Genomic DNA, 17062 nt, shown 5'->3' on the forward strand with positions numbered 1-17062 from the left:
TATGTCCGTAAGTCTCAGTTAAATATCATCACTGAGTACGCAGTACCCAGTTGATCATTTCTTGTTCTTCTTCTTGGTTGTGTTCATGCGAAAGAAGACCCTCAACCACGAAGGTTAACGCACTTGCTACAAATGGAATTTTGTCTTTAGGAATCCCATTTAACGTCAATTGTGCGGTTAGTAACATTTCAATCATTCGATGAAAATTATCATGCCACGTCGCAATGCTAGGTGAATGCACTATACGAGTGTGTACGGTTGAAATTAGCCCTTTTGTTTGTTTGAACTGATTCAATAACCAGATGGTTTGCTCGGTTAAAGGTTTCGTCATCATGCTGGGGTATAGCTTCATACTGGCGTTAACGAGTCGGTTCAAAACTGCAATGAGCAGGTCATCTTTGTTCTTAAAATACCAATACAGAGTATTGGGAGCGACGTTCGCCGCTTTAGCAATCATCGACATAGAGCTGGCATCGAAACCTACGTCAATGAAGAGTTCCATTGCCGCCAGTTCGATCTCTTCAGCTTTCTGTTCTTTGTCTACATGTCGTTTGTTCTTGGCCATAAGAGGGCTAGTTCTCGTTTGAAGATTGCTTGACCAGTATACAAGGATGACGCTAATATTACGTCTTGAATGGCATTCAAGACAAATAGGCTTCGCATCGAAGCGTGCATCCTAGGTCTGGGTGTTTCCAGCGCTTGATGAGGAAATTAGCGATGACGAGTCCAAAAGCAGTTGTTACGAATACAGATAGCAAACCGTTAGAGGTGAAATCGGTTTTCTACTCCGACGGCGTGCAATGCGCGGCGTCACTCTTCCTTCCGGAGGCCGGAGCTGAAACAAGTGATGGTTTACCTGCAATCCTTATGGTGCATGGCTGGGGCGGTGTTCAGGGCGCACTCACAGGGCCATTTATTGCTGCATTCATCGCCGCAGGCTACGCGGTCATGACGTTCGATTACCCTGGCTGGGGAAGCAGTGAGGGCTTGCCGCGAAACTGCATTAATCCAATAAAACGTGTCGGTAACGTTGAATCGGCGCTTACCCATTTGAAGCAACAGTCAGTGGTCAACGAGAAGAAAATTGTGCTTTGGGGCACATCGTTTGGCGGCGGTCATGTAGTGGATACCGCCGCGCAACACCCTGAACTTTTGGGTGCTATCGCTCAGGTTCCTATGCTTGATGGCCAAGATGCAGTGAAAGCGATTCCGCTGCTAAGTTTGTTGCGCTTTGGTGCTTACGGCATCACTGATTGTTTTATGGGTCGACGCCCAATCTACATTCCGGTCGTTTCAGCACCGGGTGAATTTGGTTCAATGGATCGCGATGGGGCTGAAGATGCTATGAATCGTGGAATTGAGATTGCCGGTATTCAATACGATAACCGAGTTGCTGCTCGCTCAGTTTTAACGATTGGCATGTATCGTCCGATCAAGCGTTTAGCCAAGATTAAAATACCTACGTTATTGATTGGCGCATCTCGCGATTCGGTTGCACCATTTAATCGAATGAATATTGAAAATAGAAACAAAGACTACGTTCAAACTAAAATGATTGATGCTAATCACTTTGAACCATATTTCGAACCTGTGCTTTCTCAGAATTTGCAATATCAGTTGGAGTTTTTGCACTCATTGTCAGCCAATAAAGAATAATAGAGTTAGAATCTAGCATTAAAAAAACCGGCAATTGCCGGTTTTTTTGTTCGAATTACACGTTATATTTGGGTGGATTTTTAAAGCCGCCCATCGACTTCTCTAACAAACTCGCAAAATGCAATGTGGTTTTATCTTTGTAGGCATTACCAATAATCTGAATATTTACCGGTAAGCCGCCAGAGGTTTGGCCTACAGGCGCACTAGTGGCTGGTAAACCTAGCAAGGTGGCAGGCGCAATCCACATAAACATATCGGAGTAATTACGTTGCTCGCCATTAACATCCAACTTACGCAGATGCACCGGCCCAACTTGTTGGTGTTCAAATGCCGCGGTCATCGTTACCGGAGTAAGAATAACGTCGTATTTTTCGTAGAGTTTTTCAAAAGCCTGTGCCAGATGATGACGCTTTTCATTGCTACGAATCCAATCAGCGTGAGGCTGTACCATACCCAGCAAGAAATCCTCTCCTGAAGCACTAGCACCTATATATTTACCGAAATACTTAGCCAAAGTGCCAAATACCTTGGTCGCAATGCGCTGTTTACCTTTTAGAGATGAACCCAGAACAGCTCCAAGCAAGCTCATATACGTTGGGAAAAATGAATTTAGCGTTAGACCATCAGGTTCGCCCAATGTCACTTGAGCACCTTGGGCCTCCAGATGTGACTTGAGCTTCAGATAGGCAGGCCGTAATTCATCATCAATAGGGCACAGTGGATCATCTAGCCACATTAATACTTTGAAATCTGACAGATTTTTTTGCTTAGGTTCTGGTAAGTTCAGCTGCCACGCATCCGTCATCAGAGGCGTTGGCCCAGAGATAATATCCAACATCATCTTCAAATCATCAGCCGACCGAGCCATAGGGCCGGCCACCGAAAGATCAGGCTCGCTTAGCATTCCCGGTGGACCAGGAATATGCCCACGACAAGAAATAATGCCGTAAGTAACTTTATGGCCGTACACCCCACAAAAATGAGAAGGAGTTCGAATAGAGCCACCAATGTCAGAGCCAAGCTCTATCGGTGTCATACCGGAGGCCAGAGCCGCAGCAGCGCCGCCAGAAGAGCCGCCCGGCGTTAGTGTCAAATTCCAAGGATTATTCGTTGTACCATAGATCTTGTTATAACTCTGGATATCGCTCGCATATAAAGGCGTATTGGTTTTACCAAAGATAATCGCCCCTGCATCTAACAGCTGTTCGACAGCGTGAGCGTTCTTTTTAGGAGTATGAGCTTTAAGTGCCGGAGCGCCAGCGGTGCAAGGCATACCGACGACTTCAAAGGTATCTTTAATCGTCATTGGCAGACCATGCAGCGGCCCCCAACTGATACCGTCTTTGCGTGCCTGATCAGCCTCATCGGCGCGGGAGAGAGCCGCATCAAAGTTAGTGGCTACAACGGCATTAACATCAGGATTCACCTTAACAAAGCGCTGTTGGTAATACTCAACCAGCGCACGGCTAGTGAGTTCGCCCTTATTCATGGCATCTAAAAGCTGAGTGGCACTGTGATAGGCCCATTCTGTAGTCACTATTGGCTCCTTATTATTGTCATTGAGCTGAAACAGCGTTCGAGAGTACCCGACTGACTGCTATAAGCCAATATTGGATCTGTTACGCGTTTAATCGCCAATCCAACTTTTAGAGTGCGCGTTTTGTTTTTCTTATCTAAGAAATCTACTGATCAATCAATTGGTTACAAGAGCGGCTTGAGTGATAACGCGCAAATTGTAAAGACGGTTTGGTGTGTATACGCGCATGCGCATGAATAAATTGTTATACCAAAAACAAAGAGGAAGTATGAAGTTAGTTAAGATATTAGTCAGTATAGGTTTAGGCATTTTAGTAGTTGCTTGTAGTACGGCCAGCTTCAATAAGGCCGGAAGCTATAAAGCAGAATCTCGTGGGATAGAATATGGTTTCGCTATTTACGCTACTAATCCGGGAGTCGCATACAAAGAACTAGGAGTTATAGAGTTTAGCGGTGACTTTTTTACTGGAAAGCTGGGCGGCCCTGATGCAATCAATAAACTTAGAAAAATGTCTATGGAGAGCGTATGCAGTAGTGGTGCGAATACGCTCCTGGCAAGCGATATAGGGCGAAAGGGTAACTGTCAAATCAAGTCTGATTTACTACAAATAATGCGGTTGTTTGGTTGAGATTAATCGTTTTTCTTGGCCCTTACTGCATGATAACCACATCCTTGTGGAAACATCGATTACTTAATTTAGCGCGGCAAGGTAATAGTAATAAGTGTAAGTACCACTAACCTTGTCGTATTCTTTGTAGCGAAGCGATGCATAGATCTCATCATCGACTATCTTAATATCTTGAAGGTCGTATCCAGAGCGAACATCGCCGTTGTCACTACACCAGCTATAGCAACGAAACAGCCATGAATAGACGTGATATTCAGGAAACTCGATTTCTGCAAATATCGACATATCGTTATTTAAAATCACAACCCCTGAACGGTATGATTGGTGAACACCAGCGTTCAGTATTAAATCGACAGCGTCATGCTCTGTAGTGACAAGGTAAGGTAGTGAAATCTGACCTTCTTCGCTAATTCGGTATTTTGCACCAATATTTGCAGATGAAACATGTGCGCCACTCGTATCAACGGGGTTTTCATAGCTTGCTTGAATTTCACCGGTATTTAAATCTCGTCGAGTGTAGTTTAATCCTTCGAAAATTTTAGCAAAATGAATATCATCTCCCATGATTTCAATTTCGGAAAATGTATATCCTTGTGATTCTGGACAAGAAAAGGTCGAAAGCGTTTGCAAGCCAGTGTCATCAAATGGTTGCAAAGTATATTCGCAAATGCCATTTTCGACTTTAGTTCTCAAGTAGGTTGATTTCTGTGGCTGAGAACCGACAGTGACCATTTCGGGAGCATCTTCAATCCATTTAATTTCTCCAGATAGGCTGATATAGGCGATTTTGTCTGCTAGTGTGTCGACGCTATCATGATCCATAAAGGCCACAACACCGCCTACGGTATGGTATACACTGCGGATACTATAATCTGAGACGCTCACTGGCATTGCGACGGTGATGGTGCTGCTTTCAGAGATTAATTCAAGGTCATGATTTTTGTAGCGAATAATCAGTCCAGGAATCTCAGTATCGATGCTGTAGTTATAATTTCCACCTGGAAAAGTTTCCCCTTCAGTAAGAATTTCATTTCTTACATCACCATTTTCATCAAGTACCAAGATATGATAATCCGTACTTGCCGGTTTTAGGGTGGTTGAAGGCTTAAAATCAGATGTGTACACCACTAGCCGGTTTGTACCGTCATCTCCTGTTTGAAGATATAAAGTTGCCAAACCGACTTCGTCTTTGGTGTTAATTAGGTCTAAGTTTTTCACCCAATCAACTTCACCCGTAGGTGATATTCGATTTAGCGAAAAATTAACACTATCTGGAGATGTGACGCTGTATGTCACACCTTGCTTCGTCATATATTTTAGGTCATACCGGCCTTCGATTTTCCATTTAATCAAGGACTCCGCCGGATCTTCTAGTCCGCCACAACCACCAAAAAATGCTGTAATACCAATGAGTGCAGCACACGTAAAGTACTTTTTTATTTTTAAAAGCATAACATTTCTTCCCTAATTTCCATTGTTCCAGTAATTTTATTGTCATGTACTAAGATCATCAGGATGAATCGCCAGAGCGTTACCGTGAGCGCAAATCTTAAGCGGTATAAACCTGAACGTTATTAGCCTGTTGCTATTATCAATTACACCGATAAATACAGACCAATCGTTACCTACTCTATGTACTCACGCGTTAAACATGCCTTCTTGTCACTTAGTCAACAAGAGGCTAAATGCGCCAGATATCTGTTAGTTATAAAAATATTGAGTGAGTCTATTGCCTTAGAATTTAACAATACGGGCTTTTTGGGCTAAATCAGCATATAGGGCGGTAATTGTCAGTAGCCTGACGCGCAATCGCTTCATTTGATTGACGCATAAATCATCTGATACTCGATCCAGCCGCGCCTGTGTTCAAAACTACGATCATCGCTAACTTTTCAGCATAGAAAAGCATGCCTTACACAGCGCGTAAGGGACTGATAATAAGGTGTGGCTTCGAGTAATATGAGTTCCTTTCTTGTGTTTTCAAACCAGTGGTATTGAAGTTTCTGAGTAATCAGGCATTCTTCTTATGATAACTGTCCGATTGAATGGACAGAGTGGCCCGGATAGATTTAGTCTTGTATCTTTATTTGTATCGAAAAACGAATGAAATGTCCTAAATGCGAGTCAAACTTTGAGCAATTACACACGCCATTTGGTGATGTAGAGCATTGTTTAAATTGTAAGGGTTTATGGCTCGATATGCTTGAGCATGAAGACCTTAAAGAAATTGCTTCTGGTATAGATATTGGTGATCCAGAAGTCGGTAAAAAATACAACGAGGTGTGGGATCTAAAGTGTCCCGTGTGTCCTAATAGTAAAATTTTGAACATGGTTGATGTTAAGCAGCCACATATTTGGTTTGAAGTTTGTCCCACTTGCTATGGACGTTTCTTCGATGCGGGCGAATTTGTCGACTTGTCCGAGCATACAATTTCTGATTTTTTTTAAAAATTTACTGCAAAAGAGCGCAGGTAATACTGGACGGACTTTCCTCTAAGATCGAAAATCATGGTTTAAAATGATCTCGAGGAACGTCCTTTTTCGTTTGTGTTAATTTCTAATTCTACTGACCATCAATTGTTGAACCGATCAATGCACTTCTTACTAAAATAATACAGTTGTTTGATTGAGCATAATCGCTTCCCTTGGTTATGATTGCACGACAAATCCTTGGATATATCAATGGACACTAATCGAAATATCATTGCGCGCTTGCGCGAACGCATTCCCACATTCGAGTGCGTTGAAGGGTGTCATGATTGTTGTGGCCCTGTGACCACCTCTTCAGAAGAGATGTCACGCCTACCAGTTAAAACCGATGCTGAACATGAAGCGGCATGGGAACATCTTAATTGCGTTCACTTGGGCCCTAATGGCTGCACTGTGTACGACGAACGCCCGCTGATTTGCCGCTTGTTTGGTACAACACCGCGTATGCCTTGTCCTAATGGACGTCGTCCTGAAGTGATGATTGATACCAAGACTGAAAATCAGATTCATCATTACATTGCCAATACGCGGCAAGTGTTGGTTTAAATACCCGCTTCAGTAAACACGTTTAAAAACACATCAGGTTCAGGTCTTACTCGATAGTTATCGGTAAGATCAGCGAATAATATTTTACCGTTTGCGTCGGTCATTATTACGGTTGGCATAACGGTATCGCTGTCGTAACCCAAGGCTTCTAATCCTACTGGCAGGCCGTTTGATGCGGCTATTCCCAATCGTTTGGCCATGGCATTGTCGTGATCCACTAAAAAGCTCATAGGCGCATCAAAGCGTTCGGCAAGCGAGGCGGTATGCCCTTGCGGTTGTGGGCTAATAAGCATGATTTCAACGCCTTTTTCGGCCAATTCGCGATACTGAGTAGCTACTTCTTTAATCTGCGCCATGCACAATGGGCACCAGTTACCGCGGTAGAAAATCAGTAATAATGGTTTATTTAATTCATTGGTTTTAATTACCGCGCCTTCGGTATTCATCAATTCTAAATTGGGGAGTAATTTTCCAACAGTTAAGATAGCGCTGCTTCTATCTCTAAATCTTGAATACCACCATTCGTATAAAGCACTTCCTATCACGGCTACCACTAAGATCCAGATCAGTGGTTCCGAGGTCGATATTGAGGTGGCCAACGCACCGATAAAAGCGAAAAGTGTTATTGCAAAGGTAGCCTTGCTAGCCATCGCAGTACGGGCGACATGCGTCAAAAAAATCCACGCAAAGAATATCAGTGGAGACGCTAATGCAAATACTGCCCAATACCAAACGGTCGCTTCGGTTTCTTGGGTTAGCACCCAAAGGCCACGAATAACGCCGATAGCAAGCAGTGTGATCCATGTTGAAAGGAACAAAGATTTTAAGCGATTCATTGTTTATTAATTCCTAAGTGTTTTCATTAGCGTTTATCTAACGTCGGCATCAGCATATTGAGTAACGGCGTAATGCTTTGTCGTAAGTCAGATATTTCAACGCCGCGACGACTTTGTACTCGCAAGCCAATCATGCTGGTCATTAGCATCTTTCCTGCACTTTCTGGCGTTATTTCTGTGGTCATCTGATTGAGTGTTTGGGCGCGCTTACATGCAGTTATAAAAGCTTGCTCCACGGCGTCTAATTTCTTGGCTGCATGGTTAGCGAGATCAGAATCAATAGGGGATAGCTCATTAATGGTATTAACGAGCAAGCAGCCCAGCGCTAATGAATCTTTCGTTAATGCCAATAGTGTTAACTCGAAGACATCTTTTATGCCTTTCGCTGGATCTAGTTCGTTACTCAATAAACCAATAACAACGGCTTGTATTCGGTTCTGATAGTTGTCGATTACCTCTGTGAATAATCCAGCTTTATCACCAAAGGCGGCATAAAGGCTGCCTCGATTAATCTGCATGGCATTGAGTAGTTGCTGCAAGGAGCTGGCTGAATATCCTTGCTGCCAAAAAACTCGCATAGCGGCATCTATCGCTTTTTGGCGTTCGAATTGTAGAGGTCTTGCCATTATTTTCTCCTCGGCTGAGTGTCACTATATTTATATTGGAACGATTGGTCAATAACTGCGTGATCAGGCGACGAGCTGTAAATAAGGGGTATAAAAAAACCGCTGAATAATCAGCGGCTTTTGTTTAATGGGCCTGTATTCACATAGCTGTATACTAAGATCGAACAATAGAAAACCCCAAGAGTTGGTGTAACCTGCTCTTGGGATTTTGTGGGTTATTTGAAAACAGGCAAGCTAGTGTTGGTTCCAAAATCCCAGGGGGCAATAGAGGGCGTGTTGACGTCGTTGTCTTCGTCAATCGCATCCCAACCCTCATACAGGGTTCCGGTGTTAATGCACGTTGTATCGTTTGCGGCGGTAGGACATTGTAATTCTTCTAATGTGACGCCTAGCACGCCTGGTCGGTTCCCATCACTATGGATGCTGTGTGACAAGCCAGAAATATCGGTTGCCCAATAGCTAGTGGTGATGGTGGCCGAGTTTTGCAGTTTGCCTACTAGGCCGCCAAGAAATATATTGGTGTTTGCTGTCACTGAATTCATTGCGTAACTAGTGCTTAGATCGGAATTATCGATTAACCCGATTAAGCCTCCAACTTGGTTTTCACTACCGGTTACGGCACCCGTACTGAAGCTACTTTTGACCGTGCTGGAGCTGGATGCCGCACCGATTAAGCCCCCAACATTACTTCTGCCGTTGACTGCGCCGGTTGCATAGCAGGTATTAAGGTGTGAGTTGGCGATATTTCCTGCGAGTCCGCCGATCGAATTATTCTTTCCGGTGACATTGCCGGTCGAATAGCTTGAACTGAGTTTCGAGCCATCAATTAAACGTCCCACTAAACTGCCGACGCTGGTTTCTCCTGTTATTGTCATTACGGCACCACCGAGACCAATATTTTTTAACGTACCTGCGGAGACGACTCCAAATAGTCCAATGTTTTTGCCGCTGGTTGCATCATCGGCTGAAAGACGGTTGATGAATAGGTTTCGAATTTCAAACCCATTGCCGTTAAATTGGGCGGTAAATGGGGTTGTGTTATCGCCAATGGGTAACCAACCATTGTTTTCGCCATCTGTATCGTAATCGAAGAAAGGAGCGTCGTTAGAATCTATAACGCCATCACTATTGATGTCGAAATCCAAATTTTGTGTCAATTCATAGCCAATACAGCCGGTATCTATGAAGCAGCCAAGAGTACTGCTTTCAATGCCGTCACCTAATGCGCTGCCATCGAGGTGATGACGGATGAAATCTAGCTGTTCTAGGCTGCTGATTTCAATGAGCCCATTATTGTTGTCGTCAATATCGTCTGTATCGAGCACGAGGTCGTTATCATCGTCTTCATCGGCGTTATTGCCAATGCCATCGCCATCGGTGTCGACGCTCTCTAAGGTATCAAGTGGGAAGGCATCGTTAGTGTCGGCAATCCCATCGTTGTCATCATCGCTGTCGGAGTTATTGCCAATGCCATCGCCATCGGTGTCGATGCTCTCTGCGGCATCAAGCGGGAAGGCGTCGTCGGCGTCAGGAATACCATCACCATCAGCATCAATCACACTTGGCGCTTCAGTTACTGGATCATTGACAATCGGTGCTGTATTGCTGCTACCTCCACTTCCGCCTCCGCAAGCGGTTAAAGTGGCAAATAATATGGTGATAGAGCAGCATTTTATTGGGGCAATTAGATTCTTCACGATAGACTCCGTATAACTCTAGTTAAGGTTATGTAGGTATACGGAGCGATATTCGATAAAGTTTCAAAATAGAATGAAGATGTTTACAACGCGCACATGATGGCGTGAATGGAGGCAGATAAGGGCCTACAGGTTGTGTGTAAACATTAAAAATACTCTCTGTTCATGTTCAAAACCGTCAGCAGTGGCGGTGAAATCAGCAAAGCGAAGTAGGACACTATTTATTGTGTTAATTTTATAGCCGACGTCGATATCGAATTCCTTTCCAATACGTGAGTTGTCATCATCTGTATTAAATAGGTGATAGCGAGCATCTATTTTTATCGGGCTCTTACGCCAGATGTACTGTAGAGAGTAGTCACGCAGACCTGAGTTTGGGGTCAGTAAAAACTTGTCAGCCCAACCATTGTGATCGTGTAACGATGCTAGTGGGGTAACAAAGCTAACTCCATTTTTTTCACCTAGGCGCTGAACGTTGAGTGTTATTTCATGATGATCAAAGCCAATGCCGCCACCGATATCATAAAATTGAAGCAGGGCGTCATTATGGATGTCTGTGCGTTCTTGTAATGCTAATTCAGCGTGCGCTAATGTCCTTAGAGCGTTCCAGCGTCCTTTGTACTCATAGCGTAGGCCGAGTGTTTGATTGGAAAGCGCCTTGGCGTCTTTGATTTCCATATCAAAGTAGTAGGCATCGATTTGGGATAAATCCCACTCTTTAAAATGGGCAAATACAAGGTGGGTATTGTGATCATGATCGCCAAGGAATTGGGGCGGGCGTATGCCATTGTTAGCGGCGTAGTTACTATCCGTAGGACTGAGTTTTTTACCCGCATCTTGGCCGTTAATACGGTTTGCATTATCGACATAGCGATACATCACGTTGGAGGCCGAACCAAACTCAAGTTTAAAACCAGCGGTGTCTAATGTTTGTTCGTTTTGCCAGAAACTATTAGTGCCGACAAAACGTTGGTTACCTAGATTGAGAGCTTCTCGACCGAGTGTGAGCTGCAAAGTGTTCGTTGGGGAGTAACTCAACAAGGCTTGATTTAGATCCGTCCCCGCCACATCAGGAATCACAGGATGGCCATTAAAATGCTCGCCATTACTGAATTCGTCTTGCCAGCCTAAGGCGACGCTATCAAGTTCAAATAAGGTTGAGAACTGTTGCGACCACTCACTGGTTGCTCGCAAACGGATTAACAGAGATGCGGCGCGGGCATTTTCTTCGGCATCGACATGGGCTAGGCGCGCGCGGGTGCCCAGTTCAAATGTGTGGTTTTCTAGCGTGTATTCTAGGGCGACAACGGGCTGTGAGGTTGCGGCGATAACGGCTAAAAGAGTTATTAAAATCGTCGAAAAAAATATCGATTTACCAATCTTCGGCATTACCGTCATGGAGGAAAGTAACATCATCTTTTTTATCCATTTCATCGTAGAGTGAGTCTGGCATTGGGTTTTGGCGACAGTCCATATATTGCAATTTGGGCAAACTATAAATATCAATGGCAGCGAGTTTATTATTGAAAATATAAACCTTTTCTAGTTGCGACATATTTGAGTAGGTAAAGTGTTCAATTTTATTATTGTTGGTTTTGAGCGTTTGAAGTTTTACTAAATTCGATAGTGTTAGTGTGTCTAATTGGTTATCGAACAGGTAAAGCTCACTGAGATTAGGCAAATCGGTAAGGTTGAATTGACTTAAATTATTACGGGCCAAATTCAAGGTTTTTAGTTGTTTAAGTAATGTCAGATCAACATCCAGTTGTTCAAGCTTATTGTTGTATAGCGAGAGTGATTGCAGCTGGGTAAATTGCTCTAAGCCAACCATAGAACGAATGTCTTTGCTGTGACATTTTATCTCAGTGACATCCTCGGGTTTGCTCCAGCCATTGTTTTCGGCAAGTGCTTGCAAGCAAGCGTGTAGTGCTCTGTCTTGCACGTCAAATGTCGCAGCATAGGCTGGATGTATCCCAGTCAATATGAAAGCCACTAGCAGGTTTAGCCCATGACGATAGTTAATAGTGATCATGCGCTGTCCTTCGTGACAGCAAGGCGAATGCAGACCCCTTTGGCAATCACTATGTCGCTCGGCTCATCCAATGGCGAGCCACCTTGTTCTTCTTTGGTAATAATTAAATCGGAAGAGTCTCGAATTAAACGCAATGTTGCTTCGTCGATTTGTACTTCCTTTTGCTCGCGGTTATTAAACACCAGTAACGGTCGGATTTGTCCGTCACGACGAGATTTAGCCCAAAGTTGCAGGCTATGATCTTGCGGAGCCTGCCAATCTTCCCACTTTAACCACAGCGTTTTTCCATTGCTTGAGGTGAGGGCCGTTAAAATAGGCGCGTCATTGTTATCAACCAGTACTGCGACGTAATCGGCATTGAGGCCGATGTTCTGATTGATGGAGTTGTTGAGCAATAATCCACTCATTAGCAGTAACATGGCAAACGCAGCGCCAGTGACTATTTTCCACGGCAGCAGTTTTTCCCAGAAAGTGACTGATTTCTCTTGAGCCGTTGATTGCTCGTTGTTATTAATTCTTGCTTGGATCTTGGCGAAAGTGTCAGGGTTAGGTGCTAGAGAAGGCACGCTTTCAGGCGCGGGCATAAGGGATTGTTCCCAGTAACGCACCGCTTGCATCAAGCTGTCATCCGAGCGTAATTGTTTGGCAAAAGCTTCGCGCTCTTCTCCGCGCAGAGTACCCAATACATATTCAAGGGCGAGGGCGTTTTTATCGTCTGCATTAATCATTATTTGATCCACCGTTTTCGCCTTCCATGCATACTTTTAGTTTAGCGCCTCCGCGTTTTAACCAAGTTTTGACGGTATTAATGTTGGTATCTAAGACATCGGCGAGTTCTTCGCGTGAGTAACCGTACAGGTAGGCCAGCTCAAGGCTTTGTTTGAACTTGTCGTTCATCGACTCTAAACATTTCTTTAATTGTGCATTCAAGCGAAAGCGACTGTAGATCTCTTCTTGAGTCTCTTCAGTTGGGGTGTTTAGTAGAATTTCAGTTTCCGCTTCGTGATGCGGACGATTTTGATGGCGCGCTTCGTGCCGCAGTTTATCAATGGCGCGATAACGCACAATGCTGGTCATCCAAGTCGTTGGATTTCCTTGCGCTGGTGTATAGCTCGATGCGTTGTTCCAAATTTGTACGAAAGATTCTTGCAGTACGTCGTTACTGCTATCGGCAGAACCAAGGATACGAAAGGCCACGCCGTTAAGATAAGCAGCGGCAGCCTGATATAAGGCTTCTAGCGCTTTTTGCTCTCGCAGCGCACACCGTGCTATTAAATTCATTAACATTTCGTTATCCACAAAGAATGTCCTTATATACCTATACGTAATGCGAGCGAATATGGTTGCAGTGTAATGAACAAATTTTAATCATTCTACAAGCGATGGATATAAAAAAACCGCTGAAGTAGCAGCGGTTTTTTAATATACCAAGCTTCTATTACGGTTATTTATGCGTCGGCTTTACCATCGTGCTTACGCTGTTGATTTTTTAGCGCTAGTTTTTCTAAACGACGTTTTTCAATAATGGCGGCCAAATCGTTACCTAAGTGATCTTCACCACGGGCTTTGGCTAGCTGCATTTGATGTTCACGCTGACGGAAACGTTCACGCTGGGCTTCATCGTATTCGTCGATGCAATGATGACAACTAACGCCTTGGACGTAATGTTCCGATTGTTTGTCGTCTTCTGTAATCGGGCGGCGGCAGGCGTGACACTGATCGAAGTGGCCTTTTTGTAAGTCGTGATCGACGGTTACGCGGTTATCAAACACAAAACATTCGCCTTCCCACATCGTCTCTTCTTTTGGCACTTCTTCTAAGTACTTGAGAATACCGCCTTCAAGGTGGTAAACCTCGTCGAAGCCTTGTTCTTTTAAGTAGGCTGTCGATTTTTCACAACGAATCCCCCCGGTGCAGAACATGGCGACTTTTTTGTGTTTTTGCGGATCGAGGTTTTCTTTCACGTATTGTGGGAATTCGCGGAAGGTTTTGGTGTTTGGATCAAGGGCACCCTTGAAAGTACCGATACCAACTTCATAGTCGTTGCGAGTGTCTACCAGAATCACATCTGGGTCGGAGATCAAGGCATTCCAATCTTTTGGCTTCACATAAGTGCCAACCACACGCTTAGGATCGATACCTTCGACGCCCATCGTCACGATTTCTTTCTTCAGTTTTACTTTGGTGCGGTAAAACGGCATTTCGTCGTCGAACGATTCTTTGGTGCCCACGTCTGCAAGGCGTTCATCACGGCGTAGGTAATCAAGAAGGGCATCAATGCCTTCACGGCTGCCGGCAACCGTGCCGTTGATTCCTTCATTCGCCAGTAGCAGCGTGCCTTTGACATCAAGACGTAACATTTCATCAAGAAGGGGTTTTTGTAACAGTTCGAAATCGTTTAATGTTACAAATTTATACATCGCACAGACGACGAATGGAGTATGTTCAGTCATAAGTTCCTCGCTGGCCGGAACGTAAATCCGGTGCGTTATCGGTAGTGATTTCAATGCAGAGCATTGAGTTTGCGGGCGCGATTATACAGAAGAAGAGCCGCTAGGGCAGGTTGGATATGACTATCCGGCCAAAGTTAGCAATATTGCGACTTATTTCTGGCGTCAACTTTTTTTCCGGTGAAGATGTACTAGTGTTTATAAAGTTGCCTAACGGGCGTGTGGTTGATGTAAAACCCTGATTTTGCAGACGTTAGGCCTTGGGTTGTCGTGTATTTATTCAATAGCGATGACGAAGAATCCGTAATTTGGACTCTAAAATACCAAGATAGGATGGTTACTATGTGGATATCACTTTGCTCGATCACTTTGATGGGTTTCTTACTTGGTGTGGCATACCATCGTTACAGTGCACGTTGGACCGGTGCTAGTGGCAGTTATAACGGCATCGGTTATCAATTCAGTCTTTTCAAGTTTTCGCTATTCTCTAGTTCTTTCGAAATGCTCGGTGTTGAAGCTCCCCTCGGATACGATTTTGTGATCAAGCGTGAAACACGCATGGATCGGTTGTTCAGAATTCTTGGTATTAGTAGTAAATCGACGGTAGGTAATGCTGAGTTCGATGAGCAGGTATATGTTGTGTCGGATAACTATTCGATGCATCAGGTGTTAGCGGCCCAGCCACACTTACAGCAAGTAATCATGAATATCCTTTACCGCCAGCCAGTTGATGGCGATATTGAGCGAATCGTATGCCGTCATGGGCGTATGTGGGCATGTATCTATGGCAAAGCAACGCCAGCGGCAGAAGCCGTTATCGTGCAACGTATGATTCCAGCGCTAAACAAGCTAGGTAAAGGTATGGAGAAGTACGCGGGAGGCTTATCCCCGCAGCGTCGTGACCGTATCAACGCCATGGCAGTGCTGTTTTTGTTTGCGACCAGTGCGATACTTCTAAACGGTAGCCTGAGTTTTGCTCAGCCGTTGTTATCGAGTTTCTTTTCTGATGTGGATAGCGTATTGCGTTTATCCCAGACCAATTTGCCGCAATTCGCAGCCGTGCGGGGTTAGGTTTAGCTCGGCTGATCATTAGATAGTTAGATCAAAGAGTCGCTCGTCCTAGGTTAAACAGGACGAGCGATTTTTTTTGCGGGTTTAGCTGATTTTTCCAGTCACACGAGCACGTTTTGCACCCGCTTGCACAGGTACTTTTTGGGCTTCTGCGCGGCGCTTGATTCGCGCATCAATGATGTTCTTACCGGCAATTAATAAGCCCATCGCAACGAATGCGCCTGGTGGCAATATCGCAAAAAGGAAGTCGGGATAACCAGAGATCAGTTCAATCTTCCAATGTGCAGCGCTTGGGCCGAACAATAGATCCATATTGCTGAATACGACGCCTTGACCGATGATTTCGCGCATTGCTCCTAATATGACTAAAACAACCGTGAAGCCCATGGCCATCATAAAACCATCAACGACCGAGGGTAAAATGGGGTTTTTACAGGCAAAGGCATCGGCTCGTCCTAAGATGGCGCAGTTAGTAACGATCAGTGGAATAAAAATCCCCAGTACTTCATACAGCTCGTAGGTGAAAGCTTGCATCACCAATTCCGCAACGGTGACGAACGACGCAATAATCATCACGAATGCCGGTAAACGCACAGCATCGGATACGTGATTACGAATCAACGAAACAGAGAAGTTTGACCCTACCAATACCATCATAGTGGCTAAGCCTAGCCCTAGCGCATTGACCACCGAGCCCGTAACCGCAAGCAAAGGGCAGAGACCCAGTAGTTGAACGAGAGCAGGGTTGTTGTTCCATAGGCCGTCGAGGCTAATATCGCTTAACGATTTTTCGCTCATTTGGCATCTCTCTCTTTATTGTTCAAGGAGGTTGAAGCAGCGCTGGTCGGTTCTACTAAGCGCGAGGTTAACAGCAGCTCTTTATGCATGTTGAAAAACAGCAATGCTTTCTTCACGGCACGTACAACGGCACGAGGGGTAATAGTGGCACCAGTAAATTGATCGAATTCACCGCCATCTTTCTTCACCGCCCAACTATCTGCTTTAGGATTAAGCAGTGATTTGCCATTGAAATCTAATACCCATTTTGATTTACGAATATCAACTTTATCGCCTAAACCGGGCGTCTCGCGATGGGAAACAACACGTACACCAGCAATAGTACCGTCGCGATTAACACCAACGATAATACCGATTTCGGTGGTATAACCATCAGGCGCGATCACTGGCAGAATAACGGTTTTCACTTCACCTTGCTGCCGCGCTAAATGAATTTGCGCATCTTCAGGCAGCGGGCCCAACAGTTGCTGATTAAAACGTGAGTCGACCGATATCACATCGTTAAGTAAATCGTTGTCATAGCTACCGACCGCAACGATATCGTTTAGCGCACGGGCTTCTGCTGCGCGGCGGTTATGATCAATACGATCTGCCGTGAATACTTGAGCTACGGCGATGGCCCCCGCAGTGACGATGGCAAATAACCCAAGGCCAATCGCATTTTTTCGAATTGAGGCGAAGAGTTCTTTCATACG

General features: G+C 44.6%; 18 protein-coding genes. 5 read left to right on the forward strand and 13 right to left on the reverse strand.

From position 1 onward, the window contains the following. Window positions 1-28 precede the first annotated feature (28 nt). The gene (locus TOL_RS06660; RefSeq protein ID WP_015486540.1) at window positions 29-565 is read right to left on the reverse strand and encodes a TetR/AcrR family transcriptional regulator; all 537 of its coding nucleotides are present in this window, start codon (window positions 563-565) and stop codon (window positions 29-31) included. A gap of 152 nt (window positions 566-717) precedes the next feature. On the opposite strand from TOL_RS06660, the gene TOL_RS06665 reads away from it, so the two are divergent. Beyond that, window positions 718-1656, forward strand: a complete 939-nt coding sequence (locus TOL_RS06665; RefSeq protein ID WP_015486541.1) for an alpha/beta hydrolase — start codon at window positions 718-720, stop codon at window positions 1654-1656. 55 nt (window positions 1657-1711) lie between these two features. Here the strand turns inward: TOL_RS06665 and TOL_RS06670 are convergent, their stop codons facing one another. Beyond that, the gene (locus TOL_RS06670; protein WP_015486542.1) at window positions 1712-3193 is read right to left on the reverse strand and encodes an amidase; all 1482 of its coding nucleotides are present in this window, start codon (window positions 3191-3193) and stop codon (window positions 1712-1714) included. 232 nt (window positions 3194-3425) lie between these two features. Between TOL_RS06670 and TOL_RS06675 the strand changes: the two genes are divergently transcribed. Next, entirely contained in the window at window positions 3426-3821 is a 396-nt protein-coding gene (locus tag TOL_RS06675; RefSeq protein ID WP_144055339.1) for a hypothetical protein, read from the forward strand. Window positions 3822-3884: 63 nt separating this feature from the next. Here the strand turns inward: TOL_RS06675 and TOL_RS06680 are convergent, their stop codons facing one another. Next, window positions 3885-5273 carry a hypothetical protein gene (locus TOL_RS06680; RefSeq protein ID WP_015486544.1) on the reverse strand — a complete coding sequence of 463 codons (1389 nt, stop codon included), beginning with the start codon at window positions 5271-5273 and terminating at the stop codon, window positions 3885-3887. 651 nt (window positions 5274-5924) lie between these two features. Here TOL_RS06680 and TOL_RS06685 point away from each other — a divergent pair. Next, a complete protein-coding gene (locus TOL_RS06685; RefSeq protein WP_015486545.1) occupies window positions 5925-6269 on the forward strand; it encodes a TFIIB-type zinc ribbon-containing protein in 345 nt (114 codons plus the stop codon). A gap of 234 nt (window positions 6270-6503) precedes the next feature. After that, window positions 6504-6857: a YkgJ family cysteine cluster protein gene (locus TOL_RS06690; RefSeq protein ID WP_015486546.1), complete on the forward strand. Its 354-nt coding sequence runs from the start codon at window positions 6504-6506 to the stop codon at window positions 6855-6857. Here the strand turns inward: TOL_RS06690 and TOL_RS06695 are convergent. From TOL_RS06695 to trhO, 8 genes are all read right to left on the reverse strand, one after another. Further along, the gene (locus TOL_RS06695; protein ID WP_015486547.1) at window positions 6854-7693 is read right to left on the reverse strand and encodes a redoxin domain-containing protein; all 840 of its coding nucleotides are present in this window, start codon (window positions 7691-7693) and stop codon (window positions 6854-6856) included. The two genes, TOL_RS06690 and TOL_RS06695, sit on opposite strands and share 4 nt — an antisense overlap. A gap of 26 nt (window positions 7694-7719) precedes the next feature. Further along, window positions 7720-8319, reverse strand: coding sequence for a TetR/AcrR family transcriptional regulator (locus TOL_RS18260; RefSeq protein WP_015486548.1), 600 nt, complete (start codon window positions 8317-8319; stop codon window positions 7720-7722). Between the two features lie 215 nt (window positions 8320-8534). Then, window positions 8535-10016, reverse strand: a complete 1482-nt coding sequence (locus TOL_RS06705; protein ID WP_015486549.1) for an EF-hand domain-containing protein — start codon at window positions 10014-10016, stop codon at window positions 8535-8537. A gap of 126 nt (window positions 10017-10142) precedes the next feature. Then, window positions 10143-11432, reverse strand: a complete 1290-nt coding sequence (locus TOL_RS06710; protein ID WP_015486550.1) for an alginate export family protein — start codon at window positions 11430-11432, stop codon at window positions 10143-10145. Then, window positions 11389-12048 (reverse strand): leucine-rich repeat domain-containing protein, encoded by a 660-nt coding sequence (locus TOL_RS06715; RefSeq protein ID WP_015486551.1) that lies wholly within the window; start codon window positions 12046-12048, stop codon window positions 11389-11391. Before TOL_RS06715 ends, TOL_RS06710 begins: the two co-directional genes overlap by 44 nt. Next, the gene (locus tag TOL_RS18265) at window positions 12045-12776 is read right to left on the reverse strand and encodes an anti-sigma factor (protein ID WP_015486552.1); all 732 of its coding nucleotides are present in this window, start codon (window positions 12774-12776) and stop codon (window positions 12045-12047) included. The genes TOL_RS06715 and TOL_RS18265 overlap by 4 nt, the downstream gene beginning before the upstream one ends. After that, window positions 12769-13347, reverse strand: coding sequence for an RNA polymerase sigma factor (locus TOL_RS06725; RefSeq protein WP_015486553.1), 579 nt, complete (start codon window positions 13345-13347; stop codon window positions 12769-12771). The genes TOL_RS18265 and TOL_RS06725 overlap by 8 nt, the downstream gene beginning before the upstream one ends. Window positions 13348-13496: 149 nt before the next feature. After that, window positions 13497-14501: an oxygen-dependent tRNA uridine(34) hydroxylase TrhO gene (trhO, locus tag TOL_RS06730; protein WP_015486554.1), complete on the reverse strand. Its 1005-nt coding sequence runs from the start codon at window positions 14499-14501 to the stop codon at window positions 13497-13499. Window positions 14502-14840: 339 nt separating this feature from the next. Here trhO and TOL_RS06735 point away from each other — a divergent pair, with 339 nt between their 5' ends. Continuing rightward, entirely contained in the window at window positions 14841-15569 is a 729-nt protein-coding gene (locus tag TOL_RS06735; protein WP_041588434.1) for a hypothetical protein, read from the forward strand. Window positions 15570-15653: 84 nt separating this feature from the next. Here TOL_RS06735 and TOL_RS06740 read toward each other — a convergent pair whose 3' ends face one another. Together TOL_RS06740 and rsxG are read right to left on the reverse strand one after the other, a co-directional pair. Beyond that, complete coding sequence (locus tag TOL_RS06740; protein ID WP_015486556.1) at window positions 15654-16367, reverse strand: electron transport complex subunit E; 714 nt, start codon at window positions 16365-16367, stop codon at window positions 15654-15656. After that, window positions 16364-17059 (reverse strand): electron transport complex subunit RsxG, encoded by a 696-nt coding sequence (gene rsxG, locus TOL_RS06745; protein WP_015486557.1) that lies wholly within the window; start codon window positions 17057-17059, stop codon window positions 16364-16366. Before rsxG ends, TOL_RS06740 begins: the two co-directional genes overlap by 4 nt. Window positions 17060-17062: the final 3 nt, after the last annotated feature.

Source organism: Thalassolituus oleivorans MIL-1 (assembly GCF_000355675.1).
GTDB classification, from domain to species: Bacteria; Pseudomonadota; Gammaproteobacteria; order Pseudomonadales; family Oceanobacteraceae; genus Thalassolituus; species Thalassolituus oleivorans.

Excerpts from the sequence above, each read along its gene's own strand:
- TOL_RS18265 (WP_015486552.1), bottom strand. The coding sequence starts at position 12,776 with ATGATTAATGCAGACGATAAAAACGCCCTCGCCCTTGAATATGTATTG.
- TOL_RS06715 (WP_015486551.1), bottom strand. The coding sequence starts at position 12,048 with ATGATCACTATTAACTATCGTCATGGGCTAAACCTGCTAGTGGCTTTC.
- TOL_RS06740 (WP_015486556.1), bottom strand. The coding sequence starts at position 16,367 with ATGAGCGAAAAATCGTTAAGCGATATTAGCCTCGACGGCCTATGGAAC.
- TOL_RS06665 (WP_015486541.1), top strand. The coding sequence starts at position 718 with ATGACGAGTCCAAAAGCAGTTGTTACGAATACAGATAGCAAACCGTTA.
- TOL_RS06660 (WP_015486540.1), bottom strand. The coding sequence starts at position 565 with ATGGCCAAGAACAAACGACATGTAGACAAAGAACAGAAAGCTGAAGAG.
- TOL_RS06695 (WP_015486547.1), bottom strand. The coding sequence starts at position 7,693 with ATGAATCGCTTAAAATCTTTGTTCCTTTCAACATGGATCACACTGCTT.
- TOL_RS18260 (WP_015486548.1), bottom strand. The coding sequence starts at position 8,319 with ATGGCAAGACCTCTACAATTCGAACGCCAAAAAGCGATAGATGCCGCT.
- rsxG (WP_015486557.1), bottom strand. The coding sequence starts at position 17,059 with ATGAAAGAACTCTTCGCCTCAATTCGAAAAAATGCGATTGGCCTTGGG.
- TOL_RS06710 (WP_015486550.1), bottom strand. The coding sequence starts at position 11,432 with ATGATGTTACTTTCCTCCATGACGGTAATGCCGAAGATTGGTAAATCG.
- TOL_RS06685 (WP_015486545.1), top strand. The coding sequence starts at position 5,925 with ATGAAATGTCCTAAATGCGAGTCAAACTTTGAGCAATTACACACGCCA.
- TOL_RS06675 (WP_144055339.1), top strand. The coding sequence starts at position 3,426 with ATGAATAAATTGTTATACCAAAAACAAAGAGGAAGTATGAAGTTAGTT.
- TOL_RS06690 (WP_015486546.1), top strand. The coding sequence starts at position 6,504 with ATGGACACTAATCGAAATATCATTGCGCGCTTGCGCGAACGCATTCCC.
- TOL_RS06680 (WP_015486544.1), bottom strand. The coding sequence starts at position 5,273 with ATGCTTTTAAAAATAAAAAAGTACTTTACGTGTGCTGCACTCATTGGT.
- TOL_RS06735 (WP_041588434.1), top strand. The coding sequence starts at position 14,841 with ATGTGGATATCACTTTGCTCGATCACTTTGATGGGTTTCTTACTTGGT.
- trhO (WP_015486554.1), bottom strand. The coding sequence starts at position 14,501 with ATGACTGAACATACTCCATTCGTCGTCTGTGCGATGTATAAATTTGTA.